Source organism: Modestobacter sp. VKM Ac-2983 (genome assembly GCF_026967885.1).
Taxonomy (GTDB): domain Bacteria; phylum Actinomycetota; class Actinomycetes; order Mycobacteriales; family Geodermatophilaceae; genus Modestobacter.
Window position 1 is genome coordinate 108,791 of the sequence record NZ_JAPVBK010000003.1, and the last position, 16,357, is coordinate 125,147.

The 16,357-nt window shown below is 75.0% G+C and carries 15 protein-coding genes; 8 read left to right on the forward strand and 7 right to left on the reverse strand.

Annotated features, from left to right (window positions below; all coding sequences use genetic code 11):
• Nucleotides 1–69: 69 nt before the first annotated feature.
• From O2W18_RS12330 to O2W18_RS12350, 5 genes are read right to left on the reverse strand one after another with little or no spacing between them, the layout of a single operon-like run.
• Nucleotides 70–762: an ABC transporter ATP-binding protein gene (locus O2W18_RS12330; protein ID WP_269187818.1), complete on the reverse strand. Its 693-nt coding sequence runs from the start codon at nt 760–762 to the stop codon at nt 70–72.
• Nucleotides 756–1,751, reverse strand: coding sequence for an ABC transporter ATP-binding protein (locus O2W18_RS12335; RefSeq protein ID WP_269187819.1), 996 nt, complete (start codon nt 1,749–1,751; stop codon nt 756–758). The genes O2W18_RS12330 and O2W18_RS12335 overlap by 7 nt, the downstream gene beginning before the upstream one ends.
• Complete coding sequence (locus tag O2W18_RS12340) at nt 1,748–2,569, reverse strand: ABC transporter permease (protein WP_269187820.1); 822 nt, start codon at nt 2,567–2,569, stop codon at nt 1,748–1,750. Before O2W18_RS12340 ends, O2W18_RS12335 begins: the two co-directional genes overlap by 4 nt.
• On the reverse strand, nt 2,562–3,611 hold the full coding sequence (locus O2W18_RS12345) for an ABC transporter permease (protein ID WP_269187821.1): 1,050 nt from the start codon (nt 3,609–3,611) through the stop codon (nt 2,562–2,564). The genes O2W18_RS12340 and O2W18_RS12345 overlap by 8 nt, the downstream gene beginning before the upstream one ends.
• Nucleotides 3,608–5,197: an ABC transporter substrate-binding protein gene (locus O2W18_RS12350; RefSeq protein WP_269187822.1), complete on the reverse strand. Its 1,590-nt coding sequence runs from the start codon at nt 5,195–5,197 to the stop codon at nt 3,608–3,610. The genes O2W18_RS12345 and O2W18_RS12350 overlap by 4 nt, the downstream gene beginning before the upstream one ends.
• Before the next feature lie 204 nt (nt 5,198–5,401).
• On the opposite strand from O2W18_RS12350, the gene O2W18_RS12355 reads away from it, so the two are divergent.
• Nucleotides 5,402–7,027 carry an acyl-CoA dehydrogenase family protein gene (locus O2W18_RS12355; protein ID WP_269187823.1) on the forward strand — a complete coding sequence of 542 codons (1,626 nt, stop codon included), beginning with the start codon at nt 5,402–5,404 and terminating at the stop codon, nt 7,025–7,027.
• Nucleotides 7,028–7,072: 45 nt separating this feature from the next.
• The gene (locus O2W18_RS12360; protein WP_269187824.1) at nt 7,073–7,462 is read left to right on the forward strand and encodes a hypothetical protein; all 390 of its coding nucleotides are present in this window, start codon (nt 7,073–7,075) and stop codon (nt 7,460–7,462) included.
• Between the two features lie 16 nt (nt 7,463–7,478).
• Here the strand turns inward: O2W18_RS12360 and O2W18_RS12365 are convergent, their stop codons facing one another.
• Nucleotides 7,479–8,750, reverse strand: coding sequence for a M18 family aminopeptidase (locus O2W18_RS12365; protein WP_269187825.1), 1,272 nt, complete (start codon nt 8,748–8,750; stop codon nt 7,479–7,481).
• Nucleotides 8,751–8,945: 195 nt separating this feature from the next.
• Here O2W18_RS12365 and O2W18_RS12370 point away from each other — a divergent pair, with 195 nt between their 5' ends.
• The 5 genes from O2W18_RS12370 (at nt 8,946) to O2W18_RS12390 (ending at nt 13,156) form a co-directional block, all read left to right on the forward strand.
• A complete protein-coding gene (locus O2W18_RS12370; RefSeq protein WP_269187826.1) occupies nt 8,946–9,212 on the forward strand; it encodes a hypothetical protein in 267 nt (88 codons plus the stop codon).
• A 34-nt stretch (nt 9,213–9,246) separates the two neighbouring features.
• Entirely contained in the window at nt 9,247–10,137 is an 891-nt protein-coding gene (locus O2W18_RS12375; protein WP_269187827.1) for an AAA family ATPase, read from the forward strand.
• Nucleotides 10,127–11,242, forward strand: a complete 1,116-nt coding sequence (locus tag O2W18_RS12380) for a vWA domain-containing protein (RefSeq protein WP_269187828.1) — start codon at nt 10,127–10,129, stop codon at nt 11,240–11,242. The genes O2W18_RS12375 and O2W18_RS12380 overlap by 11 nt, the downstream gene beginning before the upstream one ends.
• A 77-nt stretch (nt 11,243–11,319) precedes the next feature.
• Complete coding sequence (locus O2W18_RS12385; RefSeq protein WP_269187829.1) at nt 11,320–12,441, forward strand: XdhC family protein; 1,122 nt, start codon at nt 11,320–11,322, stop codon at nt 12,439–12,441.
• 88 nt (nt 12,442–12,529) lie between these two features.
• Nucleotides 12,530–13,156 (forward strand): molybdenum cofactor biosysynthesis protein, encoded by a 627-nt coding sequence (locus O2W18_RS12390; protein WP_269187830.1) that lies wholly within the window; start codon nt 12,530–12,532, stop codon nt 13,154–13,156.
• On the opposite strand, the gene O2W18_RS12395 is transcribed toward O2W18_RS12390, so the two are convergent.
• Entirely contained in the window at nt 13,135–14,262 is a 1,128-nt protein-coding gene (locus O2W18_RS12395; protein ID WP_269187831.1) for an NDMA-dependent alcohol dehydrogenase, read from the reverse strand. The two genes, O2W18_RS12390 and O2W18_RS12395, sit on opposite strands and share 22 nt — an antisense overlap.
• 194 nt (nt 14,263–14,456) lie before the next feature.
• On the opposite strand from O2W18_RS12395, the gene O2W18_RS12400 reads away from it, so the two are divergent.
• On the forward strand, nt 14,457–16,355 hold the full coding sequence (locus tag O2W18_RS12400) for an L-lactate permease (RefSeq protein WP_269187832.1): 1,899 nt from the start codon (nt 14,457–14,459) through the stop codon (nt 16,353–16,355).
• Nucleotides 16,356–16,357 lie beyond the last annotated feature (2 nt).

Below are 16,357 nucleotides of genomic sequence, written 5' to 3' on the forward strand. Positions count from 1 at the left end.
GGCCGCCGTCCGCGGCCCCACCCTCGCGCCCTGCCCAGGGCGTGCCGAGCTGAACCCCCGGGCCACGGATCAGGCCGGCCCCGCAGCTGCTGCTCCGGCTCCCAGCGCGACGACGCGGTCGGCCCAGACGTCGAGCAGGGCGTCGTCGTGGCTGATGGCGAGCACGCCGAGCCGGCCGGCGCGCACCTCGGCGCCGACCACGCCGACCAGCGCGGCCGTCGTCGAGGCGTCGAGCATCGCGGTCATCTCGTCGCAGACCAGGTACCGCGGCCCGGACGCCAGGCTGCGAGCCAGGCAGGCGCGCTGCAGCTGCCCGTCGCTCACCTCGTGCGGCCGCCGGTCGAGCAGATCCGCGGTGAGCCCCACCCGGCCGGCGAGGTCGGCGACCCGCGCCGCACGGGCCGCAGCGCCGGCCCGCCCGGCGGTCGGGAGCCCGCGCAGCCGCAGCGGCTCGGCGACCACGTCGCGCAGCCGCAGCCGGGCGTCCACCGAGCGGCGGGGCGACTGGAACACCATCCCGACGGCGGTGCGCAGCCGCGGGTCCCGGGCGTAGCGGACGCCGGAGGCGGCGACACCGTCGATCTCGACCGTGCCCCGCTGCGGAGCCAGCAGCAGCGCGGCGACGCGGGCGAGGGTGGTCTTGCCGGTACCGCTCGGGCCGGACAGGCCGACCACCTCCCCCGGGGTCACCCGCAGGTCCACGCCGCGCAGCACCGGTCGGCCGGGCTCGTAGCCGGCGTCGACGCCGGTCAGGGTCAGCACGGGGAGCCTCCCGGCGGTCGGCAGCGGGTGGCCCGGGGGCCGTCGACGTGCACGGTCCCGCCGCCGTCACAGGGTCCGCTGTCCGGACGCCGGGCGTGCCACGCGCACCCCGGCGGCAGGTCGGTCAGCGCGGGCGGGGACCCGGGGATCGGGACCAGCCCACCGGCGGGCAGCGCGCCCAGCAGGGCCCGGGTGTAGTCGTGCGCCGGGCCGGCGAGCACGGCGTCGGCCGGGCCGGTCTCGACCAGCCGGCTGGCGTACATCACCGCCAGGTCGTCGACGAGCCCGGGCGAGCGCTGGAGGGCTCCCAGGTCGTGGGTGATCAGCAGGACGGCGCACCCCGCGTCGGCCACTTCGCGCAGCAGTCGCAGGGTGCGGTCGACCAGCGGGCGGTCGAGTCCCGCGGTCGGCTCGTCGGCCAGCACCACCTCGGGGTCGCCGGCCAGCGCGAGGGCGGTGACCACCCGCTGCGCCATGCCGCCGGAGAGCTCGTGCGGGTGGCGGTCCAGGTCGGCCGGGGCCAGGCCGACCCGGAGCGCCAGCTCGTCGGCGCGCTGCCGGCGGTCCACGCCGGGGCTGAGCTCGCCGACCGTCTCCTCCAGCTGGGCCCGCACGGTCCGCACCGGCGTGAGCGCGGTCGCGGCCGACTGCGGGACGAGCGCCACCCGCCGGCCGCGGACGGTCCGGCGGAGCACCCGGCCGGGTGCGGTCAGCAGGTCGACGTCCGGACCGTCCGTGCGCAGCAGTGCCCGCCCGGTGACCACGGCATCGGCGGGCAGCAGCCGCAGCAGCGCGGCGGCCAGCACCGACTTCCCGCAGCCGCTCTCCCCGACCAGCGCGAGCACCCGGCCCGGGCGCAGCGCGAAGGAGACGTCGGTGGCGGCGTGCACGGCGCTGCCGGCCCGCCGGCTGGCACCCCGGCCGGCCCGCCGGCCGTCGGTCGGGAAGCGCACGGAGAGGTCGGCGACGGTGAGCGCGGGGGCGGTCACAGCTGGGCTCCGGCGCGCTCGGGGCGGGCGGTGCGGTCGCGCAGGGCGGCCCCGATCGCGGCCACGGCCAGGGTGGCCAGCACCAGGCCGAGCGCGGGGAAGACCAGGGTCCACCAGCCGCCGAGCAGCAGCGAGCTCCGCGCCTCCTGCAGCAGCGTGCCCAGGCTGGCCGCGTGCGGGGGCAGCCCGAGGCCGAGGAAGCTCAGCGTCGACTCGTGCCAGACCGCGTGCGGCAGCAGCAGCACGGCGGCGACCAGCGCCTGCGGCAGCGCGGCGGGCAGCAGGTGCCGGCGGACCACCCGCCAGCGGGTCGCCCCGCCGAGCAGGGCGGCGTCCACGTGCTCGCGGTCGCGCAGCGACAGCACCTCCGCCCGGACGATCCGGGCCACCTGCGTCCAGTGGGTCAGCGCGATCGAGGCGATGATCGCGACCAGGCTGCCGCGGAACAGCGCGACGAGCACGATGCCCAGCAGCAGGTGCGGCACGGCGTTCACCCCGTCGACCACCCGCATCGTCAGCCGGTCGACCCAGCCGCCGGCGGCGGCCGAGAGCGCCCCGACCAGGGCGCCGATCAGCACCGACAACAGTGCGCAGACCACGGCGATGAGCAGGGAGACCCGCAGCCCGGCGGCGGTGCGGACGAACAGGTCCCGTCCGGCGGAGTCGGTGCCGAACAGGTGTGCCCAGCTGGGTCCCTGCCGGGCGGCGGCGAAGTCGGTGACCCGGTCGTCGACCCCGGCGAGCCAGGGCACCAGCAGTGCGTAGCCGGCCAGCAGCACGACCAGGGCGACGCCGGCGCGCAGGCGGCGGTCAGCCATCTGCGGCCACCCGGGGGTCCAGCAGCACGTAGGCCACGTCGGCCAGCAGCGAGCCGAGCAGCACCGCGGCGGTGGTCAGCAGGGTCAGCACGGCCAGCAGCGGGAAGTCGAGCTCGGTGGCGGAGGTGACCACGGCCTGCGCCAGCCCCGGCCAGCTGAACACCTCCTCGACCAGCACCGCGCCGACGACCAGCTCGGGCAGTCGGGCGCCCAGCAGGGTGACGAACGGCAGCAGTGCGGTGGGCAGGGCGTGCCGCAGCACCACCGTCGACTCGGCGAGCCCCCGCGCGCGGGCGGCGAGCACCGCGTCGTCGGCGAGCGCGGCCAGCAGCGACTGGCGCACGTTGAGCAGCAGCCAGGGCAGCTGCGAGGCGGCGAGGACGGCGGCGGGCAGCACCAGGTGCCGGGCCACCTGGCCGACGGTGAGCTCGGCGCCGGCGTCGGTGAGCCCGGCGACGGGCAGCCAGGCCAGCCCGAGGGCGAACAGCGCCACCGCGCCGAGGGCGAGGACGAACGGCGGCACCGCCTGCAGCAGCAGGCAGGCCGAGGTGACCACCCGGTCGACCCAGCCGCCGCGGCGGGCGGCGCTCCAGGTGCCGAGCAGCAGCGCGGTGAGGACGGCGAGGCCCAGCGACACGCCGGTCAGCAGCAGCGTCCAGGGCAGCCGCTCGGCCAGCACCTGGGCCACCGGCTGCCCGAAGGAGCGGGACACCCCCAGGTCTCCGGTGAGCAGCCCGCCCAGCCAGTCGCCGTACTGCTGCCACCAGGGGCGCCCGGTGCCCAGCTCGTCGGCGATCCGGGCCTGGGCCTGCTCGCTCGCGGTCAGGTACCGGTCGCCCAGGTACCCGGCCAGCGGGTCGAACGGCGAGGCGGCCGCGACGGCGAACACCCCGCCGGAGACGACGACCAGCACCGGGACGACGAACAGCAGCCGGCGTCGGGCCAGCCGCCCGGCCGCCCGCCACCGCGCCCGCGGGGGCCGGGGCGCCGCGGCAGGCGGGGCGTCGTCGACCCGGAGGGCCGGGAGCTCGGTGAGTGTCACCCGTCGCGCCGCCAGTCGCGCAGGTTCCACCACGGGCCCCAGCTGACCCCGTGCGAGTGCGGCTCCAGCACCGGCTCGGTGCCGGTCCAGCCGTCGTCCTTCATCACGTAGACGTGCTCGAGGAAGACGAGCACCACCGCCGGCGGGTCGGCGACGAGCTGCCGCTGGACCTCGCGGTAGTCGGCGACCCGTTCGGCCTGGTCGGTGCTGCGGCGGGCCCGGTCCAGGGCGGCGTCCACGGTCGGGTTGCGGTAGTCGCTCGGGTTGTCGAACGGGCCGCCCACGCCGTCGGCGGTGAAGGAGGAGTGCAGGGCGGCGTACAGCTGGGTGTCCGGGTCGTAGGGGACGTCGCCGCCGCCGAGCAGCGACCCGTCGACCGGGATGCGCGGGCGGAACTGCGGCCGGTCCACCGCCTCCAGGTCCACCTCGACGCCGACGGCGAGCGCGTCGGAGGCGAAGGCCTGGGCGAGGTCCCGGCGCAGGGTGTCCTCCGGGAAGTACATGACGGTGAACTCCGCCCGCTGCCCGTCGCGCACCCGGACGCCGTCCGGGCCGGGCACCCAGCCGGCCTCGTCCAGCAGCCGCCGGGCCGCGTCCGGGTCGTGGGTGAAGACGGCCGAGGGCTCGGTGAACTCGCCGAACACCGCCGGCACGAACGTGGAAGCCGCCTCGCCATGGCCGCCGAGCACCGAGGAGACGATCGCGTCGCGGTCGACGGCGGCGTTCAGCGCCAGCCGCACGGCCGGGTCGCCGGTGACCGGGTCGCCGGCGGGGAGGGCGACCCCGCGCCAGTCGGCCGACGGGTGGCCGACCACGGTCAGCCCCTCGTCGTCGGCGAGGGTGTCGGCCAGCAGCGGCGGCAGCGTCGTCCCGTCGAACTCGCCGCTGGCCATCCGCTGCGCCCGGGTGTTGTCGTCGGGGACGTACACGACGACCAGCTCCTCGACCTCCGGGGCGCCGTCCCAGTGGCCGGCGTTGGCCCGGAAGACGGTCTGGTCGCCCTGGCGCTCGGCCAGCACGTACGGGCCGGTGCCGATCGGGGCGGTGTTCAGCGGGGAGGCCTCCGCCGGGCCCGGGGTGGCCAGCGCCTCCGCGGGTGCGATGCCGAGCAGCAGCTTGCTCGGGAAGGGCACGTAGGGGTACGCCAGCCGGAAGACGACGGTCTGCGGATCGACCGCCTCGACGCTGTCGACCATCGCGTAGTTGCCGGCGATGGGGGAGGCCGACGCCGGGTCGAGCACCGCCGCGTAGGTGGCCACGACGTCCTCGGCGTCGAAGGTCGTCCCGTCGCTGAAGGTGACTCCCGCGCGCAGCGGGACGGTCCACTCGGTGGCGTCGGCGTTGCCGCGCGGCAGCTCGGTGGCCAGGGACGGCTCCAGCTCGGGGATGCCCGCGCTGCCGCCGGCGAGGCGGACCAGGCCGTCGTAGACCCGGGAGTACCCGGTCTCGCCGTGGCCGGCGACCGGGTTGAACAGCTCGGGCTCGTAGGCGTCGGCGAGCACCAGGCGGTCGGTGCCGGCGTCGTCGCCGCCGGTGCCGCCGCCCGTGCCGGGCGCGGTGCAGGCGGTGAGCGCTGCCGTGGTCACGGCGAGGGCCACCAGGGATCGGGCGCGGGAGGACAACGGGGCTCCGTTCGGACGGCGGCGGACCACGCTTGTTGCGAAGACCTCGCAGGACCGTAGTTGTTGCGAGTCGGTTGCAACAAGTCGCCACCTGTCCGTTGCCGCCCGTTCACCCGGCCAGTCGTGGTCCACTCCACGGGGCGGGGACCAGGTCGGAGCGGAGGCGCAGTGGGCAGCACGCACGAGGTCCTCAACCAGGCGCCGCCGCGGGTCGGCCTGGACGAGTACTCGACCAACCCGGCGTTGAACGAGGCGGTCTCGCGCTACGACGCCGGCTGGGCGGATACGCACCTCGCCGAGGTCGGGTCGCTCGTCGGGCAGGCCGACTTCCAGCGGGACGCCGAGCTGGCCAACACCCACCCGCCGGTGTTCGCCGCCCACGACCGCTGGGGCAACCGGGTCGACGCGGTCGAGTTCCACCCCGCCTACCACCGGATCAGCGCCGCGGCGGTCGCGCACGGCGCGCACACCAGCTGCTGGTCCGACCCGCGGCCCGGCGCGCACGTCGCCCGGGCGGCGGTGTTCATGCTCTTCGCCCAGGTCGAGCCCGGGCACGCCTGCCCGGTGAGCATGACCCACGCCGTCGTCCCCTCGCTGCGGACGACGCCGGAGCTGGCCGACGAGTGGCTGCCCAGGGTGTTCTCCCGGGACTACGACCCGGAGCTGCGCGACCCGGCCACCAAGCCCTCCGCGGTCTTCGGCATGGCGATGACGGAGAAGCAGGGCGGCTCGGACGTGCGGGCCAACACCACCCGGGCGGTCGACGCCGGCGACGGCACCTGGCGGCTGACCGGGCACAAGTGGTTCTGCTCGGCCCCGCAGTCCGACGCATTCCTGGTGCTCGCCCAGACCGCCGCCGGCCTCTCCTGCTTCCTGGTGCCCCGGGTGCTGCCGGGCGGGGAGCGCACCGTGTTCCGCATCCAGCGGCTCAAGGACAAGCTGGGCAACCGGTCGAACGCCTCCTCCGAGATCGAGCTCGAGGACACCGTCGGCCGGCTCGTCGGCGAGGAGGGGCGCGGGGTCCGCGCCATCATCGAGATGGTCGGCCAGACCCGGCTGGACTGCGTGCTGGGCAGCGCCGCCGGCATGCGGCAGGCCGTCGCCGAGGCGGCCTGGCACACCCGGCACCGCAGCGCCTTCGGCGCTCCGCTGATCGACCAGCCGGCGATGACCGCCGTCGTCGCCGACCTGCAGCTGGAGGCCGAGGCCGCCACCTGGACCGCGCTCCGGTTGGCCGCGGCGTACGACCGCGAGGACGCCGAGTCGGTCGCGTTCCGCAGGCTGGCCACCGCCGTCGCCAAGTACTGGGTCTGCAAGCGCGGGCCGCACCACGCCTACGAGGCGCTGGAGTGCCTGGGCGGCAACGGCTACACCGAGGCGTTCCCGCTGGCCCGCCGCTACCGGGAGCAGCCGGTGATGGCGATCTGGGAGGGCTCGGGGAACGTGATCGCCTTCGACGTCCTCCGGGCGGTGGCCCGCGAGCCGGAGTCGGTGGCCGCCGTCGACCGGGAGGTCTCCTCGGCGCTGGGTGAGCACCGGGCCTTCGACGCCCACGTGCAGGCGACCCGGGCCCTGATCGGCCGGGTGCAGGCCGACCCGGGGAGCGCGCCGCAGCACGCCCGCCGGGTCGTGGAGGCGCTGGCGCTCGCCCTGCAGGGCGCCGTGCTGATCCGCGAGGCGCCGGCCGTTGTCGCCGACGCCTTCGTCTCCGCCCGGCTCGGGCCCGACCGCAGCCTGGAGTACGGCGCCCTCGACCCCGGCCTGGACCTCGCCGCGATCGCCGCTCGCGCCTGACCGGCGTCCCACCGGCGAGGCGCCCGCCGCCCTATCCTCCGCCGCATGACCGGACGTCGAAGCACCTGGACCGCCGCAGCGGCCGCGCTCAGCGTGCTCGCCTGGGCTGCGTGGCTGGCCTGGGACCGGGAGTACCAGGTCGACCCGGTCACCAACACGACCTCCGGCCCCTACGAGACGTGGCAGGTGGCCGGTTCCGTGCTGACCCTGCTGGCCGCCGCGGTGCTGGCCGGATGGGTGCAGCGGCCACTGGTCGCGGCGCTGGTGGTGACCGTGCCGTTCACCCTCTGCTGGACGGTCGACGCAGGCCTCCAGGACGAGACCGGGCTCTTCATGGTGGGCGCGCTGCTGATCGCCGTGGGCCTGTTCCTCGGCTCGCTGCTGGTCGCCGTCGGGGTCGGCCGGGTCACCGGCCGCCGGCGCCTCGGCACCTGACCCGCGCGGGGACCGGTCAGTCGGTGAAGCAGGCGGTCAGCGCGCCGACCATCAGCGGGACGTCCAGGGCCGAGGCCAGCTCCCGGGCCGAGTGCATGGCCAGCATCGGCGCGCCGACGTCGACCGTCGCGATGCCCAGCCGGGTGGCCGTCAGCGGGCCGATCGTGCTCCCGCAGGGCAGGTCGGCCCGGGTGACGAACCACTGCACCGGCACCGACGCCTCCGCGCAGCGCTCGGCGAACCAGCCGCTGGTGACCGCGTCGGTGGCGTAGGCCTGGTTCGCGTTCACCTTCAGCACCGGCCCGCCGCCCAGCTGCGGCTGGTGGCCCGGCTCGTGCCGGTCGGCCCGGGTGGGGTGCAGCGCGTGGGCCATGTCCGCCGAGACCAGCCGGGACTGCGCCAGGGCCCGGGGGAGGGCCTGCGGGTCACCGGCGTCCAGGACCGCCACCAGTCGGCGGACGACGTCCTCCAGGAAGCTGCCGCGCGCCCCGGACATCGAGCCGCTGCCCACCTCCTCGTGGTCGTTGGCGACCAGCAGCTGCGTGCGGCGGGTGGCCGCCGCGGCGACCAGCGCCGTCACCCCGGAATGGCAGCTGGCCAGGTTGTCCAGCCGCGGCGCGGCGACCCAGCTGCCGTCGGCGCCGGTGCGGGCGGCCGGCTGGGTGTCGGCGAGCACCAGGTCGTGCCCCACGACGTCCTGCACGGCTGCGCCCACCGCCGCAGCCAGCGCCTCCCGCAGGCCCGGTTCGGTGCCCAGGTCCTGGGACCAGACCGGCACGAGCTCACGCTGCGGGTCCAGCTTCAGGCCGTCACGGACGCCGCGGTCGAGGTGGATGGCCAGGGACGGCAGCCGCAGGGGCGCACCCGGCAGCCGGACCAGGGCGGTGCTGCCGCCGCGCAACGCCACCCGGCCGGCCACGGTGAGCTCCCGGTCCAGCCAGGTGTGCCAGAGCCCGCCGCCGTAGGGCTCGACGCCGACCAGCCGGTAGCCGGCCTGCCGGACGTCCTCGCGCGGCCGCACCTTGAACGTGGGGGAGTCGGTGTGCGCGCCGACCAGCCGCAGCCCCGCCTCGGCCGGCGACGCGCTGCCCACCCGGAAGGCGATCAGGCTGCCGTGCCGGACGACGAAGTGCTGCCCGCCGGGGGCCAGCTCCCACCGGTCGGCCTCGGCCAGCTCGGTGAAGCCGGCCGCGCCCAGCCGCCGGGCCAGCTCCGCGACGGCGTGCGATGGGGAGGGGGATGCGTCGACGAGGGCCCGCAGGTCGTCACCGAGGGAGAGGTCCGGCATGGACCCCATCTTGCTCGACCCGCTCGGGCGCCACGGCCAGGCCGACCCTGAGCCGCCGGACCGACCGTGGAGCCGGGCCCCGACGCGGCTCAACGGTCGACGAGGCAGCTCAACCCGGGCGGGCCCTTGCCGTAGGCGCCTGCGCTCATCGCCGTCCGGGCGTTTGGCCGCCGAGACGCGGGTAGGTCGGGGTGCATGGCCGACGACATCGAGATCGATGCCCAGGGTGAGCACGGCTACCTCGTGACCCAGCTGAGCGAGCTGGAGGACGTGCGCACCTGGTTCAGGGTGACGCCCGAGGTGATGGACCAGCTGGGCGCCGACGACGAGGAGGACGTGGTGCTGCGCACGGTGCAGTTCCTGCGCAAGCACCAGGACGTGGCCGACTTCCCGGAGGCCGTGGACCTGGAGGACGTCATCGCCAGCTACGACGACTACCTGACGGTGATGACAGCGGACTGATCGCGGCCGGGGCGCGGGTGGGATGCTGCGACCTGTGACCGAGCCCACCCTGCCCGCCGACCCCGCCGCGCTGGCCGCTTCTCTCGAGGCCACCGGCTACCTGCCCGACGAGGGCCTGGCGACGGCGGCCTACCTGGCGCTGGTCATGCACCGTCCGCTGTTCCTCGAGGGCGAGGCCGGGGTCGGCAAGACGGCGCTGGCCCGGGCGCTCGCCGACGTGACCGGCCGGCCGATCTACCGGCTGCAGTGCTACGAGGGGCTGGAGGCCAGCCACGCCCTCTACGACTGGGACTTCGGCCGTCAGCTGCTGCACCTGCGCGCCGCCGAGGCCGCCGGTACGGCCGAACGCGCCGAGGAGCTGGAGGCATCCCTCTACGACCGGCGGTTCCTGCTGGCCCGCCCGCTGCTGCAGGCGCTGGAGGACTCCCCGTCGGTGCTGCTCATCGACGAGGTCGACCGGGCCGACGACGAGTTCGAGGCCTTCCTGCTCGAGGTGCTCAGCGACTTCACCATCTCCATCCCGGAGCTCGGGACGATCCACGCGCAGACGCCGCCGCTCGTCGTCCTCACCTCCAACCGCACCCGCGAGGTGCACGACGCGCTCAAGCGCCGCTGCCTCTACCACTGGCTGGAGCACCCCGACTTCGAGCGCGAGGTGGCGATCCTGCGCCGCCGGCTGCCCGACGTCACCGAGGAGCTGGCCCGTCAGGTCGCCCGCGCCACGGCCCGGCTCCGCGAGCTCGACCTGCTCAAGCCGCCCGGGGTCGCCGAGGCGATGGACTGGGCGACGGCGCTGCACGCCCTCGGCGCCCGCGAGCTGGACCCGGACACCGCGGCCCGCACGCTGGGCGCGGTGCTGAAGTACCGGGAGGACACCGACCGCGTGCACGCACTCGCCCGGGGAGCGCTCTTCGGTGGCGGCTGACCAGCGGCGGGACGTCGTCACCACGGTGCTCGGGTTCGCCCGCACGCTGCGGCACGCCGGCGTCGACGCCTCCCCCGACCGGGTCGAGGCGATGCTCGCCGCGGTCGCGCACCTCGACGTCCTCGATCCCACCGCCGTCTACTGGTCGGGCCGGCTGACGCTGTGCGCGAGCCCCGACGACCTGGAGCGTTACGACGCCGGGTTCGCCGCGTACTTCGGGGGCGAGGCGCCGCGGGCGCGCCGACCGTCGGGGGCGGAGGAGCAGCGGGTGGCCCAGTCCGCGCCGCTGCAGACCGGCGAGGGCAGCCAGGAGGGCGGGGAGCCCACCGAGCTCGCCACCCAGGCCAGTGGAGAGGAGGTGCTCCGGCACCGGGACGTCGCCGAGCTGACCATCGCCGAGCGCGACCAGCTGCGCCGGCTGTTCGCGCTGCTGGCCCCGGCCACCCCGATGCGCGCCTCGCGGCGCCGCAGCCCGTCGGCGCACGGCTCGATCCACCAGGCGCGCACGGTGCGGCGGGCGCTGCGCGACGGCGGGGAGATCACCCGGCTGGTGCGCCACCGGGCCCGCCCGCGCCCGCGCCGGGTGGTGCTGCTGATCGACGTCTCCGGGTCGATGAGCCCCTACGCCGACGCGCTGCTGCGGTTCGCGCACGCCGCCGTCCGGGCCCGGCCGGCCAGTACCGAGGTGTTCACCATCGGCACCCGGCTGACCCGGGTCACCCGGGAGCTGCGGCTGCGCGACCCGGACAAGGCGCTGGCCGCCAGCGGCTCGGCGATCCCCGACTGGTCCGGCGGCACCCGGATCGGCGAGGTGCTCAAGGCCTTCCTGGACCGCTGGGGCCAGCGCGGCACCGCCCGCGGCGCGATCGTGGTCGTCTGCAGCGACGGCTGGGAGCGCGGGGGACCGGAGCTGCTGGGCGAGCAGATGGCCCGGCTGGCCCGGCTCGCGCACGCCGTCGTCTGGGTGAACCCGCACAAGGGCCGGGCCGGCTACGAGCCGCTGACCGGTGGGATGGTGGCGGCGCTGCCGTCGATCGACTGCTTCGTCGCCGGGCACAGCCTGGCCGCCTTCGAGGAACTGGCAGGAGTGATCACCCATGCCTGAAGGTGGAAGGACCTCGTCCTCCTCATCCCTCGCGGGCTCGGGACGAGCCTCTGGACGAGGCCGGAAGGAGCTCTCTCGTGCGTGATGTCTTGGACGACCTGGTCGGGTGGTGGCAGGCGGGGGAGACCGTCGGCGTGGGCACCGTGGTGGGCACCTGGCGTTCCGCGCCGCGGCCGGCTGGGGCGTCCATGCTGGTCGGCCCGGACGGGACGGCGGTCGGCAGCGTCTCCGGCGGCTGCGTCGAAGGCGCGGTGTACGCCGAGGCGCAGGACGTCCTGGCCAGCGGCGAACCCACCCTGGAGCGGTACGGGGTCAGCGACGACGACGCCTTCGCCGTCGGCCTGACCTGCGGCGGGATCCTCGACGTCTACGTGGAGGCGATCTCCCGGGAGTCGTTCCCCGAGCTCGGCGACGTCGCCGCGTCGGTGGGCGCGCACGAGCCGGTCGCCGTCGTCACCTGCGTGCGCGGGCCGGCCGACCGGCTGGGCAAGCGGCTGGTGCTCTGGCCCGATCGAGCCTCGGGCACCCTCGGCCTCCAGCGGCTGGACGACGCCGTCGCCGACGACGCCCGCGGCATGCTCGCCGCCGGTCGGACGGCGACCCTCACCTACGGCCACGACGGCGAGCGGCGCGGTGACGAGCTCACCTTGTTCGTCTCCTCCTTCGCCCCACCGGCCCGGATGGTGGTCTTCGGCGCGATCGACTTCGCCGCCGCCGTCGCCCGGGTGGGGTCCTTCCTCGGCTACCGGGTGACCGTGTGCGATGCGCGGCCGGTGTTCGCCACCGCCCGCCGCTTCCCCGACGCCGACGAGGTCGTCGTGGAGTGGCCGCACAAGTACCTGCAGGCCCAGGTGGACGCCGAGGCGATCGACGAGCGCACGGTCCTCTGCGTGCTCACCCACGACCCGAAGTTCGACGTCCCGCTGCTGGAGGTCGCGCTGCGGCTGCCGGTGGCCTACATCGGCGCGATGGGGTCGCGGCGCACCCACGACGAGCGGCTGGCGCGGCTGCGGGAGGCCGGGCTGACCGAGGACGAACTGGTCCGTCTCGCCTCACCGATCGGACTGGACCTGGGCGCCCGCACCCCCGAGGAGACCGCGGTGAGCATCGCCGCGGAGATCATCGCCGGCCGCTGGGGCGGCACCGGCGAGCGGCTGGCCGAGGTCGCCGGCCCCATCCACCGCACCGCCGACCGCTGAGAGGGGCCGAGGTCGCGACGTCGGCCCCCGGCAGCACCACCGAAATGGCCATTGTGGTGGGGCAGGGCCGAGGGGGGACGATCGGCGGGTGGCCGACGACCTGCCGTACCGCTACGACGTCGAGGTCGTCGGGCTGCTCGCCTCGCCGGCACACCGCTACGACGGGCGGCCGGCCGCCGAGGTCGCGGCCCGCCCGGTCGAGTCGCAGGACCGGGTCGAGGTGCGCGCCGGCCTCGGTGTCGTCGGTGACCGCTACTTCGGCCGTCCCGCCCACCGGGACGCCTCGGTGACCGTGCTGGCCGTCGAGGCGCTGGAGGCCCTGGCGCAGGAGCTGGGCAGTGCACTCGGGACCCCGGCGCCGTTCGACCCGCTCGCGGCCCGCCGCAACGTCGTCCTGCGGGGCGCGGAGGTCGAGGCGCTGCGCGGGCAGCCGTTCAGCCTGGACTGCGGCGAGGGCGTCGTCGTCCTCGCCGGTGGGCGGCCGGCCCACCCGTGCGCGTGGATGGACCTGGTCCTGGCGCCCGGTGCGCACCGCGGCCTGCGGGGCCGTGGTGGGGTGCGGTGCGCACCCCGGACGAACGGCGTCCTGCGGATCGGTCCTGCCGTGCTGCGCTCCGCCGTCCCCCTCGACCCGGCCCGGGCGGGGGTCGCCGTGCGGCCCGCGCCCCGTCCACCGACGGGGCGCGGGCGCGATCAGCGGTCGGCGTCGGTGTAGACGACCATCCCGCGGATGTTCTTGCCGTCGCGCATGTCCTGGTACCCCTGGTTGATGTCCTCCAGCGAGTACTTCTGCGTGACCAGCCCGTCGAGCTTGAGCTGGCCTGCCTGGTAGAGGGCGAGGAGGGCGGGGATCTCCGCACGCGGGTTCGCGCCGCCGAAGATCGCTCCCTGAAGGTCCTTCTGCAGCAGCGTGAACTCGAAGAGGTTGAGCTTCACGTCCATGTTGGCCGCGTTGCCCATGCCGGTGACGACGACCCGGCCGCCCTTGCCGATCATCGAGACGGCGGCCTGGACGTCCTCCCCCTGGATGTCGCCGACGGTGATGATCGCCTTCTCCGCCATCCGGCCCCAGGTCATCTCGTTGACCACCGGCATGGCCTCCTCGGCGGTGGAGAACACGTGGGTGGCGCCGAAGTCCTTGGCCCACTGGTGCTTCCCGGCGACCGGCTCGACGACGACCACGCGCAGCGCCCCGGCGGCCGCGGCGCCCTGGATGGCGTTCATGCCCACGCCGCCGGCGCCCATGATCACCACCGTCTCACCGGGCCTGACGTCGGCCACCTTGGTCGCCGAGCCCCAGCCCGTGGTCACGCCGCAGCCGACCAGCGCGGCCACCTCCAGCGGGATGCTCGGGTCGATCTTGACCACTGACGCCTGGTGCACGGTGATGTAGGGCGCGAACGTGCCGAGCAGGCACATCGGGACGACGTCCTTGCCGCCGGCCTGGACCCGGTAGGACCCGTCGGAGATCGACGTCCCGGCCAGCAGGCTGGCGCCGAGGTCGCACAGGTTCTGGTGGCCGTTGGAACACGGCGGGCACTGCCCGCAGGCCGGGATGAACGCGGTGACGACGTGGTCGCCGACGGCCAGCCCGGTGACGCCGGGGCCCACCTCGGTGACGACGCCGGCGCCCTCGTGCCCGCCGAGCACCGGGTAGGAGCCGACCGGCGTGCCCCCGGTGACCAGGTGCTCGTCGGAGTGGCACAGCCCGGAGGCCGCCAGCTCCACGGTGACCTCGTTGGCGCGGGGCTCCCCGATCTCGATCTCCTCGATCGACCACTCCTGGCCGACTCCCCACAGGATGGCGCCCTTGGTCTTCACTCGTGTCCTCCAGGTCTGTCGCGACCACGTCGTTGTGGTCTCGATCACAGCCTGCGCAGGGCAGGCGCGCCCCGTCAAGGTCGGGACCGCACCGTGGGTCCGGCAGGGGTGGCGGGCAACCGTGCGGTGCGTCACAGTGCAGCAGCATCCGCACGCCCTCGATGGTGCGGACACTGCCGACGAGAGGCGTCAACGTGGACAACCTCGCAGTGCTCAGCCTGCTGGCCCTGCTGCCGATCCTGGTGGTCGGCGTGCTGCTGGCCGGCCTCCGGTGGCCCGCCAAGCGGGCCATGCCGATCGGTTTCGTGGTGGTGGTCGTCATCGCCCTGTTCGTCTGGGAGATGAGCCCGACCGCGATCGCCGCGTCCGCGGTGCAGGGGCTGCTGCTGGCCCTGACGCTGCTCTACATCGTCTTCGGCGCGCTGTTGCTGCTGGAGACGCTGACCAAGAGCGGCGCGATGGCGACCATCCGCGCCGGCTTCACCAGCATCAGCCCCGACCGCCGGGTGCAGGCGATCATCATCGGGTGGCTGTTCGGCAGCTTCATCGAGGGCGCGTCCGGCTTCGGCACCCCGGCCGCCGTCGTCGCCCCGCTGCTGCTGGCGCTGGGCTTCCCGGCCATGGCCGCGGTCATGGTGGGCCTGATCATCCAGAGCACGCCGGTGAGCTTCGGCGCCGTCGGCACGCCCATCCTGGTCGGCGTCAGCGGCGGGCTGACCGGTGCGGACGCCGTCGAGGAGCGGACGGTGTTCCTCGGCATCCAGTTCCCCGAGTTCCTGGACCGGATCGGCTTCCAGGTGGCCGCCATCCACGCCACCATCGGCACGCTGATCCCGCTGATCCTCGCCTGCATGCTGTGCGGCTTCTTCGGCGAGCGGAAGCGGTTCGCCGACGGCCTGGCGATCTGGCCGTTCGCGCTCTTCGCCGCCTTCGCGATGACCGTGCCCTACGTGACCGTCGCCGCGGTGCTCGGGCCGGAGTTCCCGTCGCTGCTCGGCGGCCTGATCGGCCTGGTCATCGTGATGTTCGCGTCCAGCCGCGGCTTCCTGATGCCGAAGGAGATCTGGGACTTCCCGGCCCGGCAGCGGTGGGCGACCAACTGGATGGGCAATCTCTCCCCCGAGGACGAGAAGGACGTCGCCGGCAAGAAGATGAGCATCTGGCTGGCCTGGACGCCGTACGTCATCGTCGCCGTCCTGCTGGTGCTGAGCCGGACCATCGACCCGATCACCGAGTTCCTGACCACCGGCTGGCGGGTCGTCACCGTGGACGACATCTTCGGGACCGGCATCGCCCAGGCGCTGCAGATGGTCTACCTGCCCGGCTTCCTGTTCATCCTGACCTGCCTGATCACCTACGCCATCCACCGGATGCGGCCGGCCGACATCGCCGCGTCGTGGAAGGTGGCCGGCAGTCAGCTGGCCGGTGCGGCGGTGGCGCTGCTCTTCGCGCTCCCGCTGGTCCGGGTGTTCATCAACTCCGGCGCCGACTACAACGACTCGGAGCTGGCGTCGATGCCGCTGGTCCTGGCCGAGGGCGCCGCGTCCATCGCGGGTGACACCTGGCCGGCGTTCGCCCCGTGGATCGGTGCGCTCGGGGCGTTCGTCGCCGGCAGCAACACCGTCAGCAACCTGATGTTCTCGCTGTTCCAGTTCTCCACCGCGGAGCAGATCGGGGTGACCCCGGAGACGGTCGTCGCCACCCAGGCGGTCGGCGGCGCGGCCGGCAACATGATCACGGTGCACAACATCGTGGCGGCGTCGGCCACCGTCGGTCTGATCGGGCGGGAGGGCGACCTGATCCGCAAGACCGTCCTGCCGACGATCTACTACTGCCTGATGGCCGGTGGGATCTCGCTGGTGCTGATCTACGGGTTCGGCGCCAACCTGAGCACGCTCTGGCTGGCCGTCCTCCTGGTCGCGGTCGCCGCGCTGATCATCGCGATGCGGCGGTCGCCCGGGAAGCCCAACAACGAGCTCGTCGACACGGCCGGATCGCCTGCGGACAGCGCCACGACCGGTGGGGCGCCCGGCGACGGACGGGACCAGACGGACCTGGTCCCCGACCCGAACCGGACGCCCCGCGAGCCGTGACC

Coding starts and splice junctions, on each gene's coding strand:
- O2W18_RS12340 (WP_269187820.1), bottom strand. CDS start 2,569: ATGGCTGACCGCCGCCTGCGCGCCGGCGTCGCCCTGGTCGTGCTGCTG.
- O2W18_RS12360 (WP_269187824.1), top strand. CDS start 7,073: ATGACCGGACGTCGAAGCACCTGGACCGCCGCAGCGGCCGCGCTCAGC.
- O2W18_RS12365 (WP_269187825.1), bottom strand. CDS start 8,750: ATGCCGGACCTCTCCCTCGGTGACGACCTGCGGGCCCTCGTCGACGCA.
- O2W18_RS12370 (WP_269187826.1), top strand. CDS start 8,946: ATGGCCGACGACATCGAGATCGATGCCCAGGGTGAGCACGGCTACCTC.